This window comes from Natronincola peptidivorans, assembly GCF_900111615.1.
In the GTDB taxonomy this organism is placed as follows: Bacteria; Bacillota; Clostridia; order Peptostreptococcales; family Natronincolaceae; genus Natronincola_A; species Natronincola_A peptidivorans.
The window spans coordinates 278,075-301,997 of record NZ_FOHU01000002.1 but is presented as its reverse complement, the minus strand read 5'-3'; the positions used below and the strand labels follow the sequence as shown (position 1 = coordinate 301,997).

Sequence of the window (23,923 nt, the reverse complement as noted above, 5' to 3'; positions counted from 1 at the left end):
CCTTTACTCACTCCTTTGAAAAGTAATAATCATGCTGGTACCAATATTTTTTTTACTTTCTATCATCAACTGGCCTCCATTTTCTTCGATGGATTGTTTTGATAAGGTAAGACCTAAACCCGTACCCTTCATCTTTGTGGTATAAAAGGGGTTTAGTGCATTATTTATTTCTTCCTCTGTCATCCCGGCCCCTTCATCTTTTACTTGAAGATAGATATGTTTTGCATCCTTCCACCCTGATATAGATAAAACCAAAGGAGATTTTCTTTCATTTTCTATCTCCTCCATTGCTTCAATTCCATTAATAATAAAATTGATAATCACTTGCTTTATTTGACTCTTATCTGCTTGAATTTTTAAGTCCTTCTGGATTTGTACATCTAGGAGGAATCCTTTTTTCTCCAAAACTGGCTTGTATAATCCACAGCAGGATTCGATTAAATCATTTACGTTTACTTGCTCTTTATTGGGTTTTTTAGGTTTAGCATAATCAATAAGGTTTTCTATTAATTGATTCACTCTTTCTACTTCCTTTGGGACATAGCTGATAATATCTCTCTGGAAGTTAGGATTATTCAATTTCTCAGGTATTAATTCTACAAAGGTTTTAATGGAGGTAAGAGGGTTTCTTATCTCATGAGCAATGCCTGCAACAATGTCATGTAAAGCTCTACTTTTTTCTCTTGCAAAGAGAGCAGCTCTTATTTCTTTTTCTTCTGTATTATCCTCAAAAGAAATCATCATACCGGTGATGACTTTTTCATAGTTTTTAAGTGGATAAATCATATATCGAATGCTATGATTTCCTCCATCCTGCCTTGTCCATTCAGTTTCTTCACTTAAAAATTGCATCCCGTCTATTGTTACTTTTTCTATTTTGTCCTTTAATAGTTTAAAAAATAAAGGAATTTCCTTATAGTTCATTCCTACAGGGTTTTGGTGAATACCCATTATTTCAGCAGCTCTTGGATTACAAGAGGCAATCCTACCTTCTCTGCTAAAGGTAACCATTCCTCTAGGACTACTCTCCAATATCTGATTGATTAATTCGTTTTTATTTCTTGTTTCCTTAATCTGATTCTCTAAATCTTTATTTATTTCCCTTAGCTGCTTTGTTTTTTTATTTACTTCCTTTTTTAATTCATTGTTCCATCGGATACTTATGACAAAAACAACGATAGTGATGATAATAAAGAAAACAAATGCTTTCATTACCTGTTGCAATTTCTTCTGGGCTAATAAATCTTCCTCTCCAAACCATGTATCATATATTTCCCCATAGATACCTCTTTCCTTTACTTGTCGCAGACCACTGTTTAATATATAAAGTAAGTTATGATTATCTTTATATACTGCTATGGAGTATTCTATGGGGATAATATAGCTATTAATAAATTCATAGTTTCCCTCTAATTGATGCTTTTTAAGTAGATATTGGGTGATGATTTTATCCCCCATCAAAGAATCTGCTCTACCCTCCAACAACAGATAAAAGGCATCCACTTGGTTGCTGGTGGTATTATACTGTACTCGTCTAACATTTTGTAAATATTGATACTCTACCGTTTGTCTTTTTAGGGCTATAATCATATCCGTCAGTTCTAAATTTTCTTCTCTTTCTTCTACTTTATTACTGGTTGTTATTAATCCGACGGAGGAGGTTAGAATGTTTTCTGTAAACATCAGATTTTCAGACAGATTTGCTAGATAATTCACACCTAGAATTGCATCTACCTCTCCCTTTTCCAGCGCTTTTATGCTAATTTCCAGCGCCATAGGTACATAGATTATTTCTATGCTTTGAAATTCTGCAATCCCCTCTAAAATGTCTATATTAAAACCTTTATAGCTATTATTTTCTTGATATTGCAATGGAGGCATGTCCAAATCCACAGCAATTTTAATAGACTTTATGGCTCCATTAGAGGCCAGACTGTCCTCATCACCATACACTATTCCTCCACTGAAGCTATAGCATAGCACCAATATAATAAAGCCCATTAAGCCTATTTTTTTCATGTCCATAGCTATGCCTCCTCTTGCTTCATCTTATATCTATTTTAGCATACTTTTTTTACCACACTGCTATGCTTCCATCGGTTCTAGGCTCTGTTCCTCCACATAGTACGCCTTCTTTGCTTTTCCATATAATTTGACCTCTGCCAAAGGTGGTTTCATCCTCTTGTATGCTGATATGATGACCTCTTTGTAATAAGGCTTTTTCTATAGCATGAGGATATTGTTTTTCCAGTTCTATCTCTTTATCCTTTATCCACTGCCAACGGGGAGCATCTAATGCCTCCTGTGGATTCATCTGAAAATCTATGGTGTTCATGATCACCTGCAAATGTCCCTGTGGCTGCATAAAGCCTCCCATCACACCAAAGGGTCCTATAGCTTCATCATCTTGTGTTAAAAAGCCTGGGATAATGGTATGGTAAGGCTTTTTTCCTGGTTCTAAGGAATTGACATGCTCTTTTTCCATAGAGAAATTTTTCCCTCTATTATGAAGACTGATACCAGTTCCCGGTACCACTAAACCAGAACCAAAGCCCATGTAGTTGCTCTGAATAAAGGAAATCATATTTCCTTCTTCATCAGCGGCAGCTAGGTATACAGTTCCTCCTTTTTGCGGTTCCCCTGTCATTGGTTGTAGAGCTTCTTTTCCTATTAACCTTCTTCTTTCCTCCCCATAGCCATCGGAAAGCAGGTCCTCTACCTTTACCTTCATTTTTCTAGGGTCGGTTATATACTTTAAACCATCGGCAAAGGCAAGCTTCATAGCTTCAATTTGCTGATGCAAAATTTCTTCTTTGTCTTTACCCTGCAGGTTCAATCCTTTGATAATATTTAGCGCCATTAATGCTACAATCCCATGACCATTTGGGGGCAGCTCCCAAACATCATAACCTTTATAATTGACCTTAACAGGCTCTACCCATTCCGCCCGATAGCCTTCCAAGTCCTTTTTTGTAAGGAACCCACCATACTGATGGGAAAACTTATGAATTTTATCTGCTAAATCTCCTTGGTAAAACCCAGCTCCATTTGATTCTCCAATAATTCTCAATGTTTTTGCCATATCCCTCGATGCCCATACTTCTCCTGCCCTTGGTGCACGTCCTTCTATGCAAAAGGTCTCATAGAAATGCTGGAAGGCTTCACCCTTGGCATTATTACTGAGATCCCTTAATGCATAATCCCAAAGCCTTGCAGTGGTAGGGGCAATAGGATGTCCCTCCTCAGCATACCTAATGGCGGGGGCCATCACTTGGATTAATGGTAGTTTTCCAAATCTCCTAGACAATTCTCCCCAAGCTGCTGGAGCTCCTGGTACGGTTACCGGCACCCACCCATATCGAGGAATTTCTTTATAACCCTTCTCTTTTAATGTTTCGAGGCTAATGTCTGTAGGGGCAGGCCCGCTGGCATTCAATCCATGCAGCTTTCCTTTTACCCAAACCAAGGCAAAAGCATCTCCTCCAATACCATTGGATGTAGGTTCCACTACTGTCAAGCATGCAGCCGTAGCAATAGCTGCGTCTATAGCATTGCCCCCTTTTTGCATTATTTCTAGTCCAGCTTGGGCTGCTAAGGGATGGGAAGTGGCTACCATACCTTTTTTCCCATAAACCATCTTCCTTTGTGATGGGTATTCATATTTATGGGGATTAAAATTTATCATTCCATCCTCTCCTTTAGTGTTCCATACTTAATATTTATTACTTTTACACTTCTTTATTAAATAACATTTTCCTATTCTTTCATTACCCCCTAAAAAATACTCAAATCTAATTTTCTTGATAGTTCTTCTAACACCTTCATGCCAACAATACTATTACCTTTATCATCTAAAGCAGGGCCATAGAGCCCTATCCCCAATTTTTTTGGGGATAGGGCAATAATCCCCCCACCTACACCACTCTTAGCTGGTAATCCAACCCTAACTGCAAAGGACCCCGAAGCATCATACATACCGCAGGTTACCATGATGGTTCTTATTTTTCTTGCAATATACTTAGGGACAAGTTCTTCGCCTGTGTTTATATCTACACCATCATTGGCAAATACCATAGCTATTTTTGCTAGGTCCTGGCAGTTCACTAAAATAGAGCACTGTTGAAAATATAAGTCTAGGACATCCTCCACATCTAATGAAAGAATCCCTACCTCTTTCATGTAGTAGGCTAAAGCTCTATTCCTATGGCCTGTTTCCTTTTCTGATAGATATACCTTGCCATCAATAGATAATTCCTCATTACTAGTTAACCTTTTGAAGAAATCTATTATTCTTTCTAGCTTTTCATTATTATCCTCACCCTTAATCATTGAAGTCACTACAATGGCCCCAGCATTGATCATAGGATTATATGGCTTCGGAACACGATTGATTTCCATTCTAACAAGAGAGTTAAAGGAGTCCCCCGTAGGCTCATAACCCATCTTGCTAAAAACACTTTCTTCTCCATTATCCATAATAGCTAAAGCCAGAGTAACAATCTTTGATATGCTCTGTATGGTAAATCTTTTTTCATAATCTCCTGCACAATACCAATGACCTTCCTTATCTAAGATGCATGCTCCTATAGCCTTAGGATTCGCTTCTAATAGAGCAGGAATATAAGCCGCAAGTTTTCCTGATGCATAATAATGATGATAGGATGTAATTGCATTCTCTAAATGTTTTTTTATTTCTTCTTTCATAAAGCTATCACCTTTCCGCTTTGTAATCTTTTATAATCTATTGGAAAGTTCTCACTTTACAATGATTAAGCGAAAGAGAACTTTCTGAATATAGATTTCAACAAAGTCATCCTTTAAAGCTTCCAAAGGAAAACTTTGTTCCTTTTTAAAGGGTTATTGATCTACAGTATATATACAATTTCTATCTTAAAGATACCTTCTTAATATACTAACAAAATTATAAAGGGGTGGTAAAGAGCTTTTTTACTCTTAACCAACCCCCCAAATCTTATAAAGGTTATATTTTTCTTACCTTACTGCTATGTCCGTTCTATAGGTTTTTCCCTTAAACTGTACTTTTTCTACATTATTGTAGGCCTGTTTCCTTGCAGTCTCTATATCTTCAGCCCAGGAGGTAACCCCTAACACCCTTCCTCCATTAGTCACAAGTCTACCTTTCTTCATGTCGGTTCCTGCATGAAATACAATGGTGTTTTCTTGTATATCTTCTAAACCCGTGATTTCAATACCCTTCTCATAATCTCCTGGATAACCGCCAGAAGCCAACACTACACATACTACCCCTTTATCATTCCACTGAATATCAATCTCATGAAGTTTTTGCTGCAGCATGTGTTGAAATATTTCTACCAGATCTGTTTCTAGTCTCGGTAATACCACCTGTGTTTCTGGATCACCGAATCTTACATTATACTCCAAGACCTTTGGTCCTTCCTCTGTAATCATCAGACCAATAAAGAGGATTCCTTTAAAATCCATTTCTGCTAATTGGATACCCTTCAGGGTGGGCTGCAAAATATCCTTTTCTACAATCTTAGCTATTTCCTCTGTATACACATAGTTTGGGGAATAGGTTCCCATTCCTCCAGTGTTGGGACCTTTGTCATTGTCATATATTCTCTTGTGATCCTGACTGCTAACCATCGGTACAATGGTTTTTCCATCCACAAAGCAAAGCACCGAAGTCTCAATACCTTCTAGAAACTCTTCAATTACTACCTTATTACCCGCATCTCCAAATACTTTCTTTATCAAAATGTCTTCTAAGCCTCTTTCTGCCTCCTGCTGATCTTCACAAATCAGCACACCCTTACCAGCAGCTAATCCATCTGCCTTAATTACTACTGGAAAGCTGTATTTTTTTAGGGTATCTACAGCTTCATCATAGGTGTGAACTTCATGGGACATAGCAGTAGGAATCCTGTATTTATTAAGAAAGTCCTTTGAAAAGGCTTTACTTCCCTCCAGCTGTGCCGCCGCCTTCGATGGACCAATGATTTTCAATCCGTTCCTTTGAAAAGCATCGACAATCCCTGCCACTAAAGGTATTTCCGGCCCCACTACTGTCAAATCAATTGACATTTCCCAGGAAAAATCTACAAGCTTTTCTATGTCATCAACAGCAATTTCAACATTTTCTGCAATTTCCCCTATCCCTGGATTCCCTGGAGCGCAGTAAATCTCAGTCACTTGAGGACTTTGATTTAATTTCCATACAAGGGTATGCTCTCTACCGCCATTACCAATCACCAATACCTTCATTACTTTACCTCCTAGTTTTAAAGCTAAGGTTTTCAAAACACACTTGCTATATTTAGGTATCCAAGAAAAAACTATCATTATACTAAGAAATATTCGCATGCTTCTATACTTAATTTTGATACACTAAAGGGCTGCATTTGCAGACAATGGCTATGATGTCCAATTCAAGGAAATGAATAATACGTTAAAAAATTCGTATGTTTGAACGCAGTGAGTTTGCGAATTTTAGTATTTTTCATTGGAATGGATTGTAGACATCATCCATTGGTGAAACCGCAGGCCTGTGTGTATCAAAATTGCTAGACACCACTATATACCTAATTATAACAAATTAGAAATTGCATTTTTTTATTTGTTACATTGCTAACCTATATTATCATCTATCTATCATTACTCTTTAATGTTTAAAATGCCTAATTCCTGTAAAGACCATAGCTATTCCTTTATCATTACATGCTTCGATGGAATCCCCATCCTTCATAGAGCCTCCAGGCTGAATGATAGCTTTTACTCCTGCCTTAGCTGCTTCCTCTACACAATCACTAAAGGGGAAGAATGCATCTGATGCCATCACGCTGCCCTCTAAGCTATGTGTACTGTTTCTGATTGCATTTTGTAGTGCCCAGATTCTGCTGGTTTGTCCTGGTCCTACTGCTAAGGTCTGTTTATCCTTCACCAAAACTATTGCATTGGATTTCACATGCTTTACAATTTTAAAAGCAAAAACTAAGTCCTCCATTTCAGCTTCAGTAGGCTGTATGGTAGTAACCACCTCTGTTTTCTCTAGGAGGTCTTTATTGCTATCCTGTATAAGTAATCCCCCTGCAACCTTTTTCATGTCCAGAGCTTTTTCCTTTTTTGCCTTGATATCCGTCAACTTAATAATCCTCAGGTTCTTCTTTGCAGAAAATATGGCTAAAGCTTCCTTTGTATAATCCGGGGCAATAATCACTTCTAAAAAGATATCCTTCATTTTTTCAGCCGTTTGTTCATCTATGGTATCATTAGCGGCAACTATTCCACCAAATATAGAGAGTGGATCTGATTCAAAGGCTTTAGTATAAGCTTCAAAAATACTCTTGCCAGAAGCTACGCCACAGGGATTTGTATGTTTAACAGCAACCACAGTAGGCTCTTCAAATTCCTTTAGCAGCTCCAATGCTCCATTGGTATCATTAATATTATTAAAAGACAGTTCCTTACCCTGAAGCTGAAGGCCTTCTACTAAGGTTCCTGTTTGTTGACCTACCTCTCTATAAAAAGCAGCCTGTTGATGAGGATTTTCTCCATATCTTAAATCCTGTACCTTTTCATAGGTAACTGTTACAATATTCCCCAGAGGATTTTTATCTGCTCCTAAGTAAGAGGCAATCAAAGTGTCATAATGACTGGTGTGCTGAAAAACCTTTAGGGCTAAATCATATCTAGTCTCATAGGTGGTATCTTTGTTTTCCTTTATTTCTGTCAAGACCTTATCATAGTCAGCTGGATCTGTCACTACCGTTACAAATTTGTGATTCTTGGCAGCCGAGCGCAGCATGGTTGGTCCGCCTATATCAATGTTTTCGATGGCATCTTCCATCGTAACCCCTTCTTTTAATATGGTTTCCTTAAAAGGATAAAGATTAATTACAACCAAATCAATAGGGGTAATGCTTAATTCTTCCAAGGTTTTCTGATGCTCCTCATTATCTCTGATGGCTAGTATTCCTCCATGAACTACAGGATGTAATGTTTTCACTCTACCATCTAGACATTCTGGAAAGCCAGTTACCTCTGAAACATCTATAGCCTCTACACCCGATTCTCTTAATAGCTTAGCAGTACCTCCAGTAGATAATATTTCTATTCCAAGACCTGCTAATGCCTTCCCAAAATCCACAATACCATTCTTATCAGATACGCTTATTAAAGCTCGTTTAATCATTTCTTCACCTCTTCTATTTTTACTCGGTTTCCAACAACCTCTAATTTTTCCTCTGCAAAAAGCTTCACCGCCAGCGGCAGGATTTTATGCTCCGCCTCCAAAACTTTTTCCTGAAGACTTTTTACATCATCCTCAAAATCCACCTCTACGGTTTCTTGCAGAATAATAGGACCTCCATCTGTCACCTCGTTGACAAAATGCACAGTTGCTCCCGTCACCTTTATTCCTCTTTTTAGTGCCTCTTCATGCACCTTTTCTCCATAGTAGCCATTGCCACAAAAGCTTGGTATAAGAGAAGGATGTATATTCATTACTCTGTTTGGAAATGCGTTTATAATTATAGATGGTAGTATAGCTAAATAACCTGCCAATACAATCAAGTCTATTTTTTTCTCCTGCAAGATTTCCAGTAATGCAGCATCTCGTCTTTCTCTAAATCCATAGGTTTCCTTTTCCAGTACCATGGTTTCTATCCCATGCTTTTCTGCCCTTACTAGTCCATAGGCATCCCTTTTATTAGAGATCACCAAAGCAATCTTCCCTTTGATATCCCTCGTTTCCACTGCATCGATTAAGGCTTGTAGATTTGTTCCTCCACCAGATATAAGAACTGCTATTCTTACTCCTGACATAATACCACCTGTCTTTTGCCTTTAATAATTTTTCCGATTTCATAAGCACTTTCTCCAGCTTCCTTTAATACAGTCAGTGCTTTCTCTTTGTCTTTTTCTGATATCACCAGCATCATACCTATCCCCATATTAAAGGTTTTATACATCTCTTCTTCTTCTACATTTCCCACGCTTCTGATTATATTAAAAATCTCAGGGATTGGCCAGCTTTGGAGCTGGACTTCAGCATCTAGCTCCTGTGGTAGTATACGGGGAACATTTTCATAGAAGCCTCCTCCAGTAATATGGGCAATGCCTTTTATCTTCACCTGCTTCAACACTTCCATTACTGCCTTCACATAAATTTTTGTAGGCGTAATTAATTCTTCCCCTAGTGTCTTCCCTAAATCTTCTATATACGTGTCTAAGGAATAATTTTCCCTTTCCAACAAAACCTTTCTTGCTAAAGAATATCCATTACTATGAAGTCCGCTGGAGACTAATCCAAGTATAATATCACCGTCTTCAATATCCTTACCCGTAATCACCTGAGACTTGTCTACAATACCTACTGCAAACCCAGCGATATCATATTCACCATCTTGATAAAATCCAGGCATCTCAGCTGTTTCTCCTCCAATTAAAGGAGCTTTGGCTATTTGGCAGCCATCAGCAATTCCCTTCACAATGTCTGCTACTTTTTCTGCCTTTAACTTCCCAGTAGCAATATAATCTAAAAAGAATAAGGGCTTTGCCCCTTGGCATAAGATATCATTGATGCACATAGCCACACAATCCTGTCCTATGGTATCATGTTTGTCCAGTAGAAAAGCTAGCTTTAGCTTTGTTCCTACGCCGTCCGTGCCGGAAACTAAGATGGGCTCCTTCATTCCTTTTACATCTAAGGCAAATAATCCTCCAAAACCACCTATATCATCTAGTACATGCTGATTAAACGTGCCTTTCACATGCTTCTTCATTAGCTCTACTGCCCTTTGTCCTTCCTCTACATTTACCCCTGCCTCTTTATAAGTCATAGGATCCAAACCTACTCACCTCCTGGTAATCTCTCAAATATTTTCTTTTCTCCTACCTTAGGCACATCCATTGGGTAATCACCGCTGAAACAAGCTAAACAAAAATGCTCCTTTGGTAAGGTAGTGGAAGCCACTAAGCCTTCAGTACTTATATAACCCAAGCTGTCTGCCTCGATAATTTTTCTAATTTGTTCTGCAGTTTTTATAGCCCCTATCAATTGATTTCTATCGGGAGTATCTATACCAAAATAGCATCCAAAGGCAACTGGAGGAGAGCTGATTCTAACATGTACTTCTTTAGCGCCTGCGCTTTTTAGTCTTTCTACCAAACGCCTAATGGTAGTCCCCCTTACAATAGAATCATCAATCAAAACAATTCTTTTTCCCTCCACATTTTCCCTTAGGGGATTTAGCTTTAATCTAACTGCTAACTCCCTCATAGATTGAGTAGGTTGAATAAAGGTTCTTCCTACATATCTGTTTTTTATTAGACCTTCATCAAAGGGGATACCCGAGGCTTCACTATAACCAATGGCGGCTGGAACAGAGGAATCTGGAACAGCCACTACCATATCCGCCTCCACTGGATACTCTTTTGATAGTATTCTCCCAGCATTTTTCCGGGCTTCATAAACACTGATACCATCAATCACACTATCAGGCCTTGCAAAATAAATATACTCAAAGATACAAGAAGCTCTTTCCTCATTGTTTTTATAGGGGTTAGACCGAATCCCATTTTTATCGATAATGACAATCTCACCTGGCTCAACATCTCTTACCAAGGTTGCTCCCATTATATCTAGAGCACAGCTTTCCGATGCCAATACATATTCTTTTTCCCCTATCTTACCTATACAAAGAGGTCTTAAGCCTAATGGATCTCTTACTCCAATAAGCTGTTCCTCTGTCATAATAACGAGGGCATAAGCTCCCTTAATCAAATCCACAGTTCTTTCAATAGCGGTAATAATTCCCTCATTGCTGTATCTAGCAATTAGATTTACAATCACTTCGCTGTCTATAGATGTTTGGAATACTACACCGCCGTCTTCTAATCTTTCTCTAATAACAGATGCATTGGTTAAGTTGCCATTATGGGCTAGAGAAATACTACCACCTCTATACCTAACCACAAGGGGCTGAGCGTTTTCCACATAGCTTTCCCCTGCAGTAGAATACCTAACATGACCTACCCCTATATGTCCATCTAGCTTTTTTAATATATCTTCATTAAACACTTCTGGTACTAAACCCATTGCTTTATGATAATTACTTTTCAATCCATTGTTAACGGCAATCCCAGCACTTTCCTGGCCGCGATGCTGCAGGGCATATAATCCATAATATAAGAGTCTAGCTGTATCTTCATTGCTATCTGTATAAATCCCTACTACTCCACATTCTTCTTTTAGCTTATCGAGATTTACTCCATGATACATTTTGATGCCCCTCTCTATTCATTAATCTCTTATTTTTTTAACCTTCTTAATACTTCTTGATAGGATTCTTCCACATTTCCCAAGTCTCTTCTAAACCTATCCTTGTCCAGCTTTTCATCGGTATTGATATCCCAAAGTCTACAGGTATCAGGAGATACCTCATCAGCTAGGATAACCTTTCCCTCAAACAATCCGAATTCAAGCTTTAAATCAACAAGCCTTAGGTTTTTCCTGCAAAAGAATTCCTGTAGGATTTCATTAATCTTTAATGTATAGCTTTTAATTTTATCTATTTCTTCTTTGGTAGCTAATTCTAAAGCCTCTATGTGGTCTTCGTTAATAAGAGGATCTCCTAGTTCATCGCTTTTATAGCAAAACTCCATCACCGGTGCCTTAAAAGCTTTACCTTCTTCAACCCCTAATCTTTTTGCCATAGAACCAGCCGCTACATTTCTTGCAATCACTTCAACGGGAATGATTTTCACTGCCTTCACCAGCATTTCTCTATCACCTAAAGTGTCAATATAATGATTTTCGATACCTTTTTCCTGTAGTAATCGAAAGAGAATTCCCGACATTTGATTATTTACGATGCCTTTATCTGCAATCTTTCCTTTCTTTACACCATTAAAGGCTGTAGCATCATCCTTGTACTCTACAATGAACTTATCCTCATCCTTAGTTTTGTACACTTTTTTTGCTTTACCTTCATAGAGCATGTGAAGTTTTTCCAGGTCATTCATCTTAACACCTCCGATTTGTCGTTGGTTTACTTGTCGGATAGATAGGCTTCATACCCTATAGCTTCTAGCTTTTCTGCCTTTTCTTCCACCATTACTCTTAAGGCTTCCTTATATTCCTTCAGCTTTACCTTTACTTTGGAATCTTGCAGCCCTATAATTTCGGCAGCTAGGATACCGGCATTTTTAGCACCGTTAACAGCTACTGTAGCTACTGGGATTCCTGGTGGCATTTGTACAATTGAGTAAAGAGAATCTATACCACTTAATGCTTTACTCTGGACAGGCACGCCTATTACAGGAAGACTTGTTAAGGAAGCCACCATACCTGGCAAATGAGCTGCTCCTCCGGCTCCTGCGATGATTACTTGTATCCCTTTATCTTCTGCCGCTTCTGCAAATGCAAACATTTTTTCTGGTGTTCGATGGGCAGAAACTATCGTACACTCATAGACAACGTCAAATTCTGTCAATATTTCAGCTGCCTCCTTCATTACTGGTAAATCTGAATCACTACCCATAATGATGCTGACCAATGGCTTTTTCATTTTCATGAACCCCCTCACGGTTTAACTGATTACCTTCACCATATCTTTTACCCGCTCTGCTTTTTTCAATGCCAACGGTAGATTGTTATCCAAGATCGTTATATGCCCCATTTTCCGTTCCGGAGCAGTGACACTTTTCCCATAAAAGTGCACATACACCTTTGGTAATCCTAATGCTTTTTCCGTTCCCACTAGCTTGGCCCTTCCTTCATAGCCTTTTTCTCCCAAAAGATTAATCATAACTGCTGGCTTTAGCAAAGCTGTTTCTCCTAAAGGCAGTCCAAGAATAGCCCGAATATGCTGAGCAAACTGAGAGGTGCTACAGGCTTCTATAGTATAGTGTCCTGAATTATGAGGCCTAGGGGCAATTTCATTTACTAAAAGATGATTGTTTTTATCAACGAACATCTCTATACAAAATATACCTACACCTTTTAGTACCTCCATGGTTTCCATGGCTAGGGCTTTAGCCTTTTCCTCTACTTCCTTACTGACTCTAGCTGGAATAATGGTAGTTTTTAGAATATTATTTTCATGGATATTTTCCCCTAAGGGGTATACCTTAATTTCTCCCTTTATGCCTCTAGCGGCAATAACTGAGACCTCTTTTACAAAAGGAACAAAGGCTTCTACCATAAGCTCTGAAGCACTTCCTCCTAATGCATCATAGGCTGTAGATACCTCTTCAGCATTTTTTATAACATAGTTTCCTTTACCATCATAGCCTCCTCTACAGCTTTTTAAAAGTAAAGGAAACCCATATTGCAGCGTTGATTTTTGAAGATCCTGTACTGATTTAACCCTCTGAAACGCTGAAACAGGAATGCCTTGTGATTGTAGAAAGCTTTTCTGCTGAAACTTGTCTTGAATCATCTTTAATGTGCCGGGTGAAGGATAGATGGTATGTCCTTCTTCTTCTAATTCCATTAATATATCTGCATCTATATGCTCAAACTCATAGGTAATCACATCTGTTTCTTCTGCTAAACTCCTTATCTTATCTCTGTCATAAAAATCTCCTACTATATGCCGGTCAACCATGGAGGAACAAGGACAATCAGTTACAGGGTCCAGTATTGCAAAAAACAATCCCAATTTTTTTCCCTCTGAAATCATCATTTTTCCTAGCTGCCCCCCGCCTATGATACCTATCTTTTTAAAAATCAACTTCTTCTCCTCCTTCCTTCATGTAAATTTTCCTCAATACCACTAGATGAGCTTATTTTTTTGCCAAATGAAAAGTTCTTTTCTTCTTGATTGTTTGGAAAACCCAGCATCCTTACGTATGCATCTATACGCTGTGGTTACTGGGTTCTTTTCCTTAAATCTTACAGGGTTTTTCTGCAATCTATATTTTTAATTAGTGAGGTAATATCGTAAATCTTAGAATAAATAGAATTGCTAATATATAAATAGCTGGATGTACTTCCTTTGCTTTTCCTAATGCAACCTTTACTAATGCATAGAAGATAAAGCCTGCTGCAATACCATTTGCAATACTAAAGGAGAAAGGCATTAAAGCAATTGTAAAGAATGCTGGTAGTGCTTCCTCAAAGTTGTCAAAATTAATCTCTCTTACTGCTCCCATCATCAATACCCCTACAATGATTAAGGCTGGAGCTGTTGCTTGCTGTGGTACCATTAATGCGAATGGTGCTAACACAATAGCACATAAAAATAATATACCAGTCGTTACAGCAGTTAATCCTGTTTTACCGCCCTCTGCTACCCCTGCTGCGGATTCAACATAGGTGGTTACTGTAGATGTACCTAGTACTGCTCCTGCGGAAGTTGCCACTGCATCTGCCATTAGAGCTTTATTCATGTTGGGTAATCTTCCTTTTTCATCTAACATCTTTGCTTTTGCACCAGTCCCGATTAATGTTCCTATGGTATCAAACATATCTACTAAACTAAAGGAGATTACAACAGTTAACACGCTAGTAAGAGCTCCTACGATTCCAGCTTCACCTATATTTAATAGTCCAGGAAAGTCCATTTTGAATAAGGTTGGTGTAATATCAAAATTAAAGTCTAAAGCTACAGCTGTATTGGTTACTCCCAAAGGAATACCGATAAGCATTGTAGAAATAATACCAATTAAAATAGCTCCCTTTACTCTCTTTGCCATTAAAATCCCTGTAATAACTAGTCCAATAACGGATAGTAATACTTTAGGATCCTGAAAGCTGCCTAATGTTACTAAAGTAGCTTCATAAGGTACAACAATTCCTGCATTTTTAAAGCCGATTAAAGCAATGAATAGACCGATACCACCACCGATAGCATGCTTTAGAGAATCAGGAATAGCTTCAACAATCGCTGTTCTTGTGCCTGTAATGGTTAATAAGATAAATAAAAGTCCTGAAATAAAAATTGCTGCCAAAGCCTGCTCCCATGTATAGCCTAATCCCAGTACTACTCCAAAGGTAAAAAATGCATTTAATCCCATTCCTGGTGCTTGGGCAAATGGCAGATTAGCATAAAAGCCCATGATAAAAGTACCAATAGCTGCCGATAAGCATGTAGCTAAAAATACAGCATTGAAATCCATCCCTGCTACAGATAAAATATCTGGATTTACAAATAAGATATAGGCCATTGTAACAAAAGTAGTAATACCTGCAATGATTTCCGTCTTTACATCTGTGTTGTTCTCTTTAAGCTTAAACATTTTCTCTAAAGCTGAAGCGTTTTCATTCATGGTGTAGCCTCCTTTTTTTCAGTTGATGATTACCTCTTATTTATAATGCCTTTTTAAGTAAAAAATAAACCCGGATAGATAGACTTCACTATAGTGAAACCTATCCGTCCGGGCTTTTCTCCCATCGGTGTAACATTGATCCAATGCCTGTACCGCTTGGACCAGCTTCTTTATAAAATATGTAAAGAACGGAACCCTAGGTACACTTTCACTCAAAGTAGAATGATTTACGGTCATTCTGTAGAAACTGTCGAACCCTATTATCGACATTATATGAGTTTGAAGTTGTCAAACAGCGCGCTCTTTTTCTTTCATTTTTATAATAACAGATGCTATGGAAAAGGTCAATGGATTTTTCGAATGTTTTATTGGATTTTTTGTTTTTTAGTTTGTGTATGTTAGGATTATTTTTGTTAGTTCTTCTGTTAATATTCGCTTATTTTATAGCTATGCTATTTTTACATAATACGACACTTCCTTTTGTTTTTATTGTTATATGCAGCATCCCAGCAAATGGCTAAATTATTTTTTCCTTATCTATATGTTTATTTATAAAAATTCCGATATCCCTCAAGGCCTGGGTAGCCTCTGGAAAGAGGGGTGCTGTAGCAGGATAACAATGAAACAATCCCTCTTCTACTGTCAGTGTTATATCTGTACCAGCCTGTTTTGCCTTTTCTGCAAATCTAATGGAATCATCACGCATAGTTTCATCTCCACCAACAAAAATAAGCATAGGAGGAAGTCCATGAAGGTCTCCATAAAGAGGAGATATATATGGCAAAGCTGGGTCATTACTCCCTGCATAATGTTTAGCAAAAGCCAGTCCTGTCCCTTCAGGAGATAAACATATCTTGGCTTTAGTAACATAGGATTCTCCTGTACACTTTAAATCTGTCCAAGGGGATAGAGCCACTACTGCTGCCGGTAGAGGGCTGCCCTGATCCCTCAAAGCTAGTAAAGCGGCTAGGCATAATCCTCCACCTGCTGAGTCCCCCATAAATACTATGTTGGATGATGAAATACCCTGATTTAGCAACCACTGATAAGCAGCTATTGAATCATCTAACGCTGCAGGAAACTGATGCTCCGGTGCTAACCGATACTCAAAAAGCAGGGCACCTATATTGCTTTCTTTAACGAATTTGGCTGTAATTTCTCGATGGGCTTTACATGTGCCGGATATATATCCTCCGCCATGGAAATATAGTATAGCTTTATCTTTTTTTACTTTTGCAGGTAGTATCCAATCGGCATATAGGTTATCTATACTTACGGGTACTACATCAATTCCCTCAGGTAATTTACCAAACCTTCCGGCTCCTTTTTCAACATCTTTTCGGAAACCTAGTATCGCTTCATAGGTATTCCAATCAATGACTTTCTTTTTTGATGAGAAGCTTAATAAATGGCGATTTCTCAATAAAAAAGATATAAGGCGTCCTCTTATGCTCAACATTTATCTTTCCTCCTACAGCTAATTTCACTATAGTCTCTTCTATTCTGACACAAAAGATATATAGCAAAAATTAGTCACTGATTTTTCCTCATTACTTATTTTTTCTCATTATTAAGTGTTGTCTCATGCAGAAATAAATCCATAAGAACATCTGGTTTGGGCATCTTTAAATTGTCTCCGCCTATGGCCTTCTGTATTGCAAAGCCATTCATAATCCCCCAGAAGACTAAGGCTAATTCTCTTGCATCATACATTTTAAAGGTACCTTCTTTTTGTCCTTCATCTATAATCCTTGTTATTACATCATGCAGTAAATATCTTCCTTTAATGATTTCCTTAGCTTCATCTGGTACGGTTTCAAATACCTGTGCTTGAATAATAAGCATGAAATAATATGCTGCATCATTCCCCTCATCAAAGCCCTGTAATAATTTTTCTATAGCTATTCTTATTTTCTCCTGAGGGGTTAAGGGAAGACTTTCTAGGCCTACAGCAGCTTCAGTCATGTTATGATATGCACTCCTAATAAGCTCAATAAAAACTTCTTCTTTAGAACTAAAATAATGATATATCAATCCTTGGGAAAGTCCCAAAGCCGTAGAAATATCTGTGATTTTAGTTGCAGCCAGCCCCTTTGTCACAAACAATTTAAGTGACATAGCTAAAATTTGTTCCCTCCGCTCTTCCTTGATTTTTTCGTTTAATTCAGTATTCCTTGCCATAGAAACCACCTCTTTATTGATTGAAACTTCATTCAATGTAAATTATAGTATTATTAACATAATATGTCAACATCTTTTTATGACAAAAAAAGTGGCTTAGATTAAACAAAAATCTAAACCACCTACTTACACTGACTATTTATCTTTATGCTCCTACTCCCACTCCACCGTAGATGGCGGCTTAGATGTAATATCATAAACGATTCTATTTACATTGTCTACTTCGTTGACAATCCTATTGGACATTCTCTCCAACACATCATGAGGAATCCTTGCCCAATCGGCTGTCATGGCATCGGAGCTGGTGATGGCTCTTATACCTATGGTGTGGGCATAGGTTCTTTCATCTCCCATAACACCAACACTCTTAATATTGGGAAGTACTGCGAAATACTGCCATATAGCTCTATCCAACCCAGCTTTTTTGATTTCTTCACGAACAATGGCATCTGCTTCCCGAACAATATGCAATTTTTCCTCAGTAATCTCTCCCAATACTCGTACTGCCAGTCCTGGACCAGGGAAAGGCTGCCTCCATACGATTTCCTCTGGCAGGCCTAACTCTGTACCAACAGCTCTAACTTCATCCTTAAACAGATATTTAAAGGGCTCTATTAATTTAAACTGCATGTCCTCTGGTAACCCGCCAACATTATGGTGACTCTTAATAACCGAGGCAGTTTCTGTCCCACTTTCAATGATATCTGGATAAAGGGTTCCTTGAACTAAATAATCAATTTCCCCTAGTTTTTTTGCTTCTTCTTCAAAAAGTCGGATAAACTCTTCTCCAATGATTTTCCGTTTTTTCTCTGGGTCTTCTACACCCGCTAATTTTCCTAAGAATCGGTCCTTTGCATTCACTCTTATAAAGTTCATCTTAAACTTATTCTTAAAGATCTCCTCTACTTGATCTCCTTCATCCTTTCGGAGTAAACCATGGTCTACAAAAACACAGGTGAGGTTATCACCTACAGCTTTATGCACCAATACAGCTGCTACTGAGGAATCTACCCCTCCAGATAGTGCACATAATACCTTTTTATCTCCTGCCAAATCTTTAATATGACTGATTTCTTCTTCAATATAATTCTCAGTGGTCCACGTTCCTTCACATTCACATACCTCATAGAGGAAGTTAGAAATCATCTGTTTTCCTGCCTCTGTATGCTCTACCTCTGGATGAAATTGTACTGCATATAGCTTTTTTGCTGTATTTTCCATTGCTGCTACTGGACAATCCTCCGTAGAGGAGGTAATCACAAAATCCTCAGGGGCTTTTTCAATAAAGTCTGTATGACTCATCCAGCAAATACTGTTTTGCTCTACATCTTTAAACAATGCTGAATCACTCTTTAGCTTTAAAGCTGTTTTACCATATTCCCTTTTTGTAGCAGCATTTACCTTTCCACCTAAGGTTTCTGCCATCAGCTGTCCTCCATAGCAGATGCCTAGGATAGGTATATCTAATTGAAAAATACCTTCATCACATTTAGGAGCCTTTTCACCATAAACACTTGCTGGTCCTCCTGTAAAAATGATGCCTTTAGGATTTTTTTTCTTAATCTCTTCAACGGAGGTTTTATAGGGTACTACTTCACAATATACATTGCATTCTCTCACTCGTCTAGCTATCAGCTGATTGTATTGCCCACCAAAATCCAGAATTAGAACTAGTTCATTGTTCATGCCATCCATCCTTTCGGGTTTACTCCCCTACACTATAATTTGGTGCTTCTTTTGTGATGATAATGTCATGAGGATGACTTTCTCTTAAGCCTGCACCTGTTATTCTAATAAATTTACCCTTTTCCTGTAGTTCTTTAATAGTCGTGGTACCACAATAACCCATACCTGATTTCAGGCCTCCCACCAGCTGTAAAACGGTATCCTTTAGAGGCCCTTTGTAGGGCACTTTTCCTTCTACTCCTTCTGGTACTAGCTTTTTATTATCCTCCTGGAAGTATCTATCTTTACTACCTCTTTCCATAGCTCCAATAGATCCCATCCCTCGGTAGGTTTTAAAGCTTCTTCCTTTATAAATCACTGTCTCCCCAGGGCTTTCCTCCGTCCCTGCAAACAGTGAACCTATCATCACCACATTGGCCCCAGCAGCTATGGCTTTAGGAATATCTCCCGAATACTTTACGCCGCCATCCGCTATCACTGGTATACCATAAGCCTTTGCTGCTTTTGCACAATCATATACAGCAGTAATTTGTGGAACGCCTATACCAGCTACTACCCTCGTTGTACAAATTGATCCAGGACCAATGCCTACCTTTACAGCATCCGCACCGGCTTCAATCAATTCCACAGTCGCTCCTGCAGTAGCAACATTTCCCGCTATTACCTGAAGCTCAGGATATTTTGCCTTGATTTTTTTTACTGCTTCAATAACGCCTTTAGAATGACCATGGGCTGTATCTAGTACCACCACATCAACCTTTGCTTTATGGAGGGCATCTACTCGCTCTATCATATCCTTGGTTATCCCTATTGCTGCTCCTACCAGCAACCTAGATTTTGAGTCCTTAGCTGAGTTAGGATATTTGATAGACTTTTCAATATCCTTAATTGTTATTAAGCCCTTTAGCATCCCATCCTCATCTACAATGGGCAGCTTTTCTATTTTATTTTTCATTAAAATTTGCTGTGCTTCCTCCATAGTGATACCTTCTCTTGCTGTAACCAGCTTGTCCTTTGTCATCACTTCTGAAATCAGTTTTTCGTAGTTGGTTTCAAACCGGATATCACGATTGGTGATAATCCCCACCAGCTTACCCTTTACAGTTATAGGCACACCTGAGATATGATATCTTTCCATTAGCTCTAATGCATCAGCCACTGCATGCTCTGGAGATAAAAAGAAGGGATCTACAATAACTCCGTGCTCACTTCTTTTTACTTTATCTACTTCTAATGCCTGCTCCTCTATAGACATATTTTTATGAATAATCCCAATACCACCTTCTCGTGCCATAGAGATTGCCATCTTTCCTTCAGTAACTGTGTCCATACCGGCACTCATTAACGGAATATTTAACTTAATCTTTTTTGTTAGATTTGTAGACAGCTCCACTTCATTTGGCAGCACCTCTGATTTTGCAGGAATCAGTAATACGTCATCAAAGGTTAATCCTTCTTGTACAATTTTGTCTTCCATAGATAAGCCTCCTTTTTGTAATAGATCCTTCTATCGCTTGTAAATCTTTACATATATTATTATTAAATAAACTACCCCTAGTGATACTAAAAAATGAAAACAAAAAACCCGCATAATAATTACTCTCTAAAAAGAGTGAAATTATTATATGGGTTTTATAAAGATATAAAACTCAGCAAAACCACATAGATCCCTTTTCTACACAGCCCCACTGAAATATAATAACTTCACCCATAGTCCAAGGCTTTACGGTCCTTAAGGTAGAAACTATCGATCCTTATTATCGATATTATATGCGTGTTGTTTTTATATCATATTCATGTTCCATTGTTATTATTTAAGTTAACAAATGGCCCACTAAAAGTCAAGAATTATTTTCCTCTTTTCTTTGTTTTTGTTCGGATTATTATTTATGTAATTTTTCATTGGTTTTCTCTATAAATTTATCTACAGAAATAATGTACCTAGCATGGGTTCCTTCCCCGATTTTTTCCTTTTCATCATAGGCCGTTACATTAAATAATAGCTTTTTACCTTCAATTTTTATTAGCTCTGCTTCTGCATATGCCTTCATCCCTATTGGTGTAGCCGCTAGGTGCTTTACCTCTAAATGCGTTCCTACTGTAGCATATCCTTCCGGCAAATTGAAATCTACAGCCTTTAATGCAGCATTTTCCATAATACCAATCATCATAGGGGTAGCCAATACCTTTACCCCACCGCTGCCAAAGGAAACCGCTGTATCCTTTAGCTCCACATTGATTTCCACCTTTGCCTTCATTCCTGTTGATAAATTAAAATCCATTTCCTATACACCCCTTATATAAATCACTTATTAATATTTTTAAATTTTTTCTTATTTTTTTAGAAACCAAAGTACATAACCGCATTGATTGCACACATAATTCATAGCTGCTTTATTTGCCCAGTCAAAGCCTAAAAAGCTTGCTCCAGCTGTATTCATCAAAGTCTCTCTTGTCCAGTATTTGTCATAACCACATATAGGACAGAAAATCTCCTTACCTTCAACTATAAGCTTTTCTTCATGTTTGCTCATGCCAGTCCTCCTTGCTATTTGTATAGCTCTGCTATTGCCTTTAACCTATCGATGATTGGGAGCTTCTGGGTACATAGTTCTTCACATTTGCCACATTCTATACAGTCTGCTGGCAAGGCATGCTCATCTTTAATACTCCCTGACTGCTTCAACCAATCAATATGCTTTTTCATTTGTTCTACATCCTTTAACACCATTAGATTATAAGCTTCTAAATAATGATGAATCTTTATTTTCTTTGGACATTTTAAACAGTATTGACAGGTTGTGCAGAGAGCGTCCATATCCTTCACCATTTTGTTCTTAATCTCTAGTCGCTTTTCCTCGGAAAAGGTTAATGGATGCTGTAGGGTTTTTACATTTTCCTCTACCTCTTCTATGGTTCCCATACCAGCTAGTGTCACAGTTATTCCTTCTGCAGCAGCATTAAACCTTATAGCTGCTTGATTAACAGTTTCATCCTCATACTGCCTAATAAAATCAAAGTAATCCTGATGCTGAGGTATTAAGCCACCTCCTAAAGGATTCATGGTGACAACCCCGATATTATGCTCTAAGGCAGCTTTTACTCCCTCTTGACGGAAGGGATGATTCATAACATTATACCCTAGAAGTACTCCTTCGAAAACTTTATCTTCAATAATTTTCCGAATATCCGATCCTTTGCAATGAGTGGAAAAGACAAGATGCTCTATCAATCCTTCCTCCTTTGCTTTCATGGCTCCTTCATAGGGTCCACCGGGAGCCATTACCTTCTGATACTGCTCTAGGTCCATAATACACCACATATGATAAAAGTTAATTTTATCAACATCAAGTCTTTTAAGAGATTTTTCTATTCTTCCTCGAACAGCGTCTGCATCTGGTTCTTTGTGAATCATGCTTTTTGTAGCTATGTAATAGCTTGCTGGCATTTTTTTTAAGGCTTTGCCAAAAATAGCTTCACTTCTATCATCGCAATAAAAAGGCGCCGTATCAAAATAATTGATCCCCAATGCATTGGCTCTCCTTATAACCTCTACTGCATAATCATCATCTTCTCCAAAACGCATTCCACCAAATCCAATAGCGGAAACTTTTTTTCCAGTAGTACCATAATCTCTATAAATCATTTAAAAGCCTCCTTATCTTATTCCCTATGTAGTTTTCCTTATTCTTTATTATACATGAATTTTTTTTCTTTTTCTAATTTTTCCATATTGGATTTTTCTTTAAGCACCTTTATTCTTATATGCAGCTTTATTTAATAACGTTTTTTTACATATCTACTTTAATTTTCAACCCATAATTCTATGATTTTTATTCATAATAATATAGAACCAAACTTCACATATCATACGAGGAGGCTCTAAAATGAATACAAACATGAATAATCAAACATCAGCTAAATTGGATGCAAACAATTTAAAAATTTTAGAGGATCAATTAAATTATGAAGCACTAATGAACAAAAAATTCTCCACATATGCAGGCTATTGTACAGATGCAGAGCTGAAGAATTTATGTCAACAAGCAGCTCAAAAGCATAAGCAGCATTACAATGAGCTATACAACTATTTAAACTCACATCAATAGAAATACTACTAGCCATATTAAAGAGGAGGTTCTACTATGAATACTAATCATCAAGCCAGCTTTAGTGAAAAGGAGTTAATGAATGATCTTATTGCTTCTGAAAAACAGGTGACATCTGCATACAATGTTGGTATAACCGAAGCTTCTTGTTCAAACCTAAGACAGCATTTAACCAAATGCTTGAATGAAAGTCAAGAAATACAGTATCAGATTTTTAATGCTATGGAAAAAAGAGGTTGGTATCAAACAAAACAGGCTCAAGCTCAAGATGTACAAAATGCAAAAACTAAGTATACCCAAATGAAAAACCAGCTTCAGTAATTGCGATAATTATTAATAAAATTAAATAGATCAGGTTTTCATAATGAATGAATACCTGATCTATTACAATTTAGAATCCCTCTCAGCAGACCTGAAAAACGTTTCTACACTCAAATCTCCTCGTAAATTCCTTTCTATATTTTGTTGTAATTTTTTATTACTTGTTGAGCTTGAAAGTCATCCCCTATTCTATCCTTCTGGTAGACGCTTCACAGTAATGCTCCTCTTTTTTACCATTCCCTTGCAAATACTTGGAATACTACATACTAATCTCAATCTTCTTTGCTTTTTCCTCCGTTTTACTAAATCATTAACTTCTAACTTCTAACTTCTAACTTCTAACTTCTCAACTTCTCAACTTCTCAACTTCT

General features: G+C 37.7%; 21 protein-coding genes and 2 riboswitches. Of the genes, 2 read left to right on the top strand and 19 right to left on the bottom strand.

All coding sequences use genetic code 11. The features are described from left to right. Positions 1–3 precede the first annotated feature (3 nt). The 19 genes from BMX10_RS04090 to BMX10_RS04000 all read right to left on the bottom strand — a co-directional run bounded on the left by BMX10_RS04090 (position 4) and on the right by BMX10_RS04000 (position 22,768). Positions 4–2,025 (bottom strand): transporter substrate-binding domain-containing protein, encoded by a 2,022-nt coding sequence (locus BMX10_RS04090; RefSeq protein ID WP_090439748.1) that lies wholly within the window; start codon positions 2,023–2,025, stop codon positions 4–6. 49 nt (positions 2,026–2,074) lie between these two features. Then, entirely contained in the window at positions 2,075–3,685 is a 1,611-nt protein-coding gene (locus BMX10_RS04085) for a gamma-glutamyltransferase family protein (RefSeq protein WP_090439745.1), read from the bottom strand. A gap of 89 nt (positions 3,686–3,774) precedes the next feature. Then, entirely contained in the window at positions 3,775–4,704 is a 930-nt protein-coding gene (gene glsA / locus BMX10_RS04080; protein WP_090439742.1) for a glutaminase A, read from the bottom strand. Positions 4,705–4,992: 288 nt separating this feature from the next. Then, positions 4,993–6,246: a phosphoribosylamine--glycine ligase gene (gene purD, locus BMX10_RS04075; RefSeq protein ID WP_090439740.1), complete on the bottom strand. Its 1,254-nt coding sequence runs from the start codon at positions 6,244–6,246 to the stop codon at positions 4,993–4,995. A 397-nt stretch (positions 6,247–6,643) separates the two neighbouring features. Continuing rightward, positions 6,644–8,173 (bottom strand): bifunctional phosphoribosylaminoimidazolecarboxamide formyltransferase/IMP cyclohydrolase, encoded by a 1,530-nt coding sequence (gene purH / locus BMX10_RS04070; RefSeq protein WP_090439737.1) that lies wholly within the window; start codon positions 8,171–8,173, stop codon positions 6,644–6,646. Then, positions 8,170–8,805: a phosphoribosylglycinamide formyltransferase gene (gene purN / locus BMX10_RS04065; RefSeq protein ID WP_090439733.1), complete on the bottom strand. Its 636-nt coding sequence runs from the start codon at positions 8,803–8,805 to the stop codon at positions 8,170–8,172. The genes purH and purN overlap by 4 nt, the downstream gene beginning before the upstream one ends. Continuing rightward, positions 8,793–9,821 (bottom strand): phosphoribosylformylglycinamidine cyclo-ligase, encoded by a 1,029-nt coding sequence (gene purM, locus BMX10_RS04060; protein ID WP_090440025.1) that lies wholly within the window; start codon positions 9,819–9,821, stop codon positions 8,793–8,795. Before purM ends, purN begins: the two co-directional genes overlap by 13 nt. Before the next feature lie 11 nt (positions 9,822–9,832). Then, positions 9,833–11,263, bottom strand: a complete 1,431-nt coding sequence (gene purF, locus BMX10_RS04055) for an amidophosphoribosyltransferase (RefSeq protein WP_090439730.1) — start codon at positions 11,261–11,263, stop codon at positions 9,833–9,835. Between the two features lie 29 nt (positions 11,264–11,292). Beyond that, entirely contained in the window at positions 11,293–12,006 is a 714-nt protein-coding gene (gene purC, locus BMX10_RS04050) for a phosphoribosylaminoimidazolesuccinocarboxamide synthase (protein WP_330387801.1), read from the bottom strand. 26 nt (positions 12,007–12,032) lie between these two features. After that, complete coding sequence (purE, locus tag BMX10_RS04045; RefSeq protein WP_090439727.1) at positions 12,033–12,551, bottom strand: 5-(carboxyamino)imidazole ribonucleotide mutase; 519 nt, start codon at positions 12,549–12,551, stop codon at positions 12,033–12,035. Between the two features lie 21 nt (positions 12,552–12,572). Beyond that, positions 12,573–13,718, bottom strand: a complete 1,146-nt coding sequence (locus BMX10_RS04040) for a 5-(carboxyamino)imidazole ribonucleotide synthase (protein ID WP_244272631.1) — start codon at positions 13,716–13,718, stop codon at positions 12,573–12,575. Positions 13,719–13,911: 193 nt separating this feature from the next. Then, positions 13,912–15,255 carry an NCS2 family permease gene (locus BMX10_RS04035; protein ID WP_090439724.1) on the bottom strand — a complete coding sequence of 448 codons (1,344 nt, stop codon included), beginning with the start codon at positions 15,253–15,255 and terminating at the stop codon, positions 13,912–13,914. 195 nt (positions 15,256–15,450) lie between these two features. Continuing rightward, a riboswitch (purine riboswitch) is annotated at positions 15,451–15,552 on the bottom strand. A gap of 220 nt (positions 15,553–15,772) precedes the next feature. Further along, on the bottom strand, positions 15,773–16,714 hold the full coding sequence (locus tag BMX10_RS04030; protein WP_090439721.1) for an alpha/beta hydrolase: 942 nt from the start codon (positions 16,712–16,714) through the stop codon (positions 15,773–15,775). A 95-nt stretch (positions 16,715–16,809) separates the two neighbouring features. Beyond that, positions 16,810–17,436 carry a TetR/AcrR family transcriptional regulator gene (locus BMX10_RS04025; RefSeq protein ID WP_090439718.1) on the bottom strand — a complete coding sequence of 209 codons (627 nt, stop codon included), beginning with the start codon at positions 17,434–17,436 and terminating at the stop codon, positions 16,810–16,812. 153 nt (positions 17,437–17,589) lie between these two features. Next, positions 17,590–19,122, bottom strand: a complete 1,533-nt coding sequence (gene guaA / locus BMX10_RS04020; RefSeq protein ID WP_090440015.1) for a glutamine-hydrolyzing GMP synthase — start codon at positions 19,120–19,122, stop codon at positions 17,590–17,592. A 19-nt stretch (positions 19,123–19,141) separates the two neighbouring features. Then, positions 19,142–20,599, bottom strand: coding sequence for an IMP dehydrogenase (gene guaB / locus BMX10_RS04015; RefSeq protein ID WP_090439715.1), 1,458 nt, complete (start codon positions 20,597–20,599; stop codon positions 19,142–19,144). A 214-nt stretch (positions 20,600–20,813) separates the two neighbouring features. Further along, a riboswitch (purine riboswitch) is annotated at positions 20,814–20,916 on the bottom strand. Positions 20,917–21,005: 89 nt separating this feature from the next. Next, on the bottom strand, positions 21,006–21,404 hold the full coding sequence (locus BMX10_RS04010) for a thioesterase family protein (RefSeq protein ID WP_090439712.1): 399 nt from the start codon (positions 21,402–21,404) through the stop codon (positions 21,006–21,008). 51 nt (positions 21,405–21,455) lie between these two features. Then, positions 21,456–21,656 (bottom strand): hypothetical protein, encoded by a 201-nt coding sequence (locus tag BMX10_RS04005; RefSeq protein ID WP_090439709.1) that lies wholly within the window; start codon positions 21,654–21,656, stop codon positions 21,456–21,458. A 14-nt stretch (positions 21,657–21,670) separates the two neighbouring features. After that, entirely contained in the window at positions 21,671–22,768 is a 1,098-nt protein-coding gene (locus BMX10_RS04000; protein ID WP_090439706.1) for an aldo/keto reductase, read from the bottom strand. Between the two features lie 241 nt (positions 22,769–23,009). Here BMX10_RS04000 and BMX10_RS03995 point away from each other — a divergent pair, with 241 nt between their 5' ends. After that, positions 23,010–23,231 carry a hypothetical protein gene (locus BMX10_RS03995; RefSeq protein ID WP_090439703.1) on the top strand — a complete coding sequence of 74 codons (222 nt, stop codon included), beginning with the start codon at positions 23,010–23,012 and terminating at the stop codon, positions 23,229–23,231. A gap of 36 nt (positions 23,232–23,267) precedes the next feature. Further along, the gene (locus BMX10_RS03990) at positions 23,268–23,552 is read left to right on the top strand and encodes a spore coat protein (RefSeq protein ID WP_090439700.1); all 285 of its coding nucleotides are present in this window, start codon (positions 23,268–23,270) and stop codon (positions 23,550–23,552) included. Positions 23,553–23,923 lie beyond the last annotated feature (371 nt).

Excerpts from the sequence above, each read along its gene's own strand:
- BMX10_RS04005 (WP_090439709.1), bottom strand. The coding sequence starts at position 21,656 with ATGAGCAAACATGAAGAAAAGCTTATAGTTGAAGGTAAGGAGATTTTC.
- BMX10_RS04010 (WP_090439712.1), bottom strand. The coding sequence starts at position 21,404 with ATGGATTTTAATTTATCAACAGGAATGAAGGCAAAGGTGGAAATCAAT.
- BMX10_RS04090 (WP_090439748.1), bottom strand. The coding sequence starts at position 2,025 with ATGGACATGAAAAAAATAGGCTTAATGGGCTTTATTATATTGGTGCTA.
- guaB (WP_090439715.1), bottom strand. The coding sequence starts at position 20,599 with ATGGAAGACAAAATTGTACAAGAAGGATTAACCTTTGATGACGTATTA.
- purF (WP_090439730.1), bottom strand. The coding sequence starts at position 11,263 with ATGTATCATGGAGTAAATCTCGATAAGCTAAAAGAAGAATGTGGAGTA.
- guaA (WP_090440015.1), bottom strand. The coding sequence starts at position 19,122 with ATGAACAATGAACTAGTTCTAATTCTGGATTTTGGTGGGCAATACAAT.
- BMX10_RS04030 (WP_090439721.1), bottom strand. The coding sequence starts at position 16,714 with ATGTTGAGCATAAGAGGACGCCTTATATCTTTTTTATTGAGAAATCGC.
- BMX10_RS04035 (WP_090439724.1), bottom strand. The coding sequence starts at position 15,255 with ATGAATGAAAACGCTTCAGCTTTAGAGAAAATGTTTAAGCTTAAAGAG.
- BMX10_RS04025 (WP_090439718.1), bottom strand. The coding sequence starts at position 17,436 with ATGGCAAGGAATACTGAATTAAACGAAAAAATCAAGGAAGAGCGGAGG.
- BMX10_RS03995 (WP_090439703.1), top strand. The coding sequence starts at position 23,010 with ATGAATACAAACATGAATAATCAAACATCAGCTAAATTGGATGCAAAC.
- purC (WP_330387801.1), bottom strand. The coding sequence starts at position 12,006 with ATGAATGACCTGGAAAAACTTCACATGCTCTATGAAGGTAAAGCAAAA.
- purM (WP_090440025.1), bottom strand. The coding sequence starts at position 9,821 with ATGACTTATAAAGAGGCAGGGGTAAATGTAGAGGAAGGACAAAGGGCA.
- purH (WP_090439737.1), bottom strand. The coding sequence starts at position 8,173 with ATGATTAAACGAGCTTTAATAAGCGTATCTGATAAGAATGGTATTGTG.
- glsA (WP_090439742.1), bottom strand. The coding sequence starts at position 4,704 with ATGAAAGAAGAAATAAAAAAACATTTAGAGAATGCAATTACATCCTAT.
- BMX10_RS04000 (WP_090439706.1), bottom strand. The coding sequence starts at position 22,768 with ATGATTTATAGAGATTATGGTACTACTGGAAAAAAAGTTTCCGCTATT.
- purN (WP_090439733.1), bottom strand. The coding sequence starts at position 8,805 with ATGTCAGGAGTAAGAATAGCAGTTCTTATATCTGGTGGAGGAACAAAT.
- purE (WP_090439727.1), bottom strand. The coding sequence starts at position 12,551 with ATGAAAAAGCCATTGGTCAGCATCATTATGGGTAGTGATTCAGATTTA.
- purD (WP_090439740.1), bottom strand. The coding sequence starts at position 6,246 with ATGAAGGTATTGGTGATTGGTAATGGCGGTAGAGAGCATACCCTTGTA.
- BMX10_RS04085 (WP_090439745.1), bottom strand. The coding sequence starts at position 3,685 with ATGATAAATTTTAATCCCCATAAATATGAATACCCATCACAAAGGAAG.
- BMX10_RS03990 (WP_090439700.1), top strand. The coding sequence starts at position 23,268 with ATGAATACTAATCATCAAGCCAGCTTTAGTGAAAAGGAGTTAATGAAT.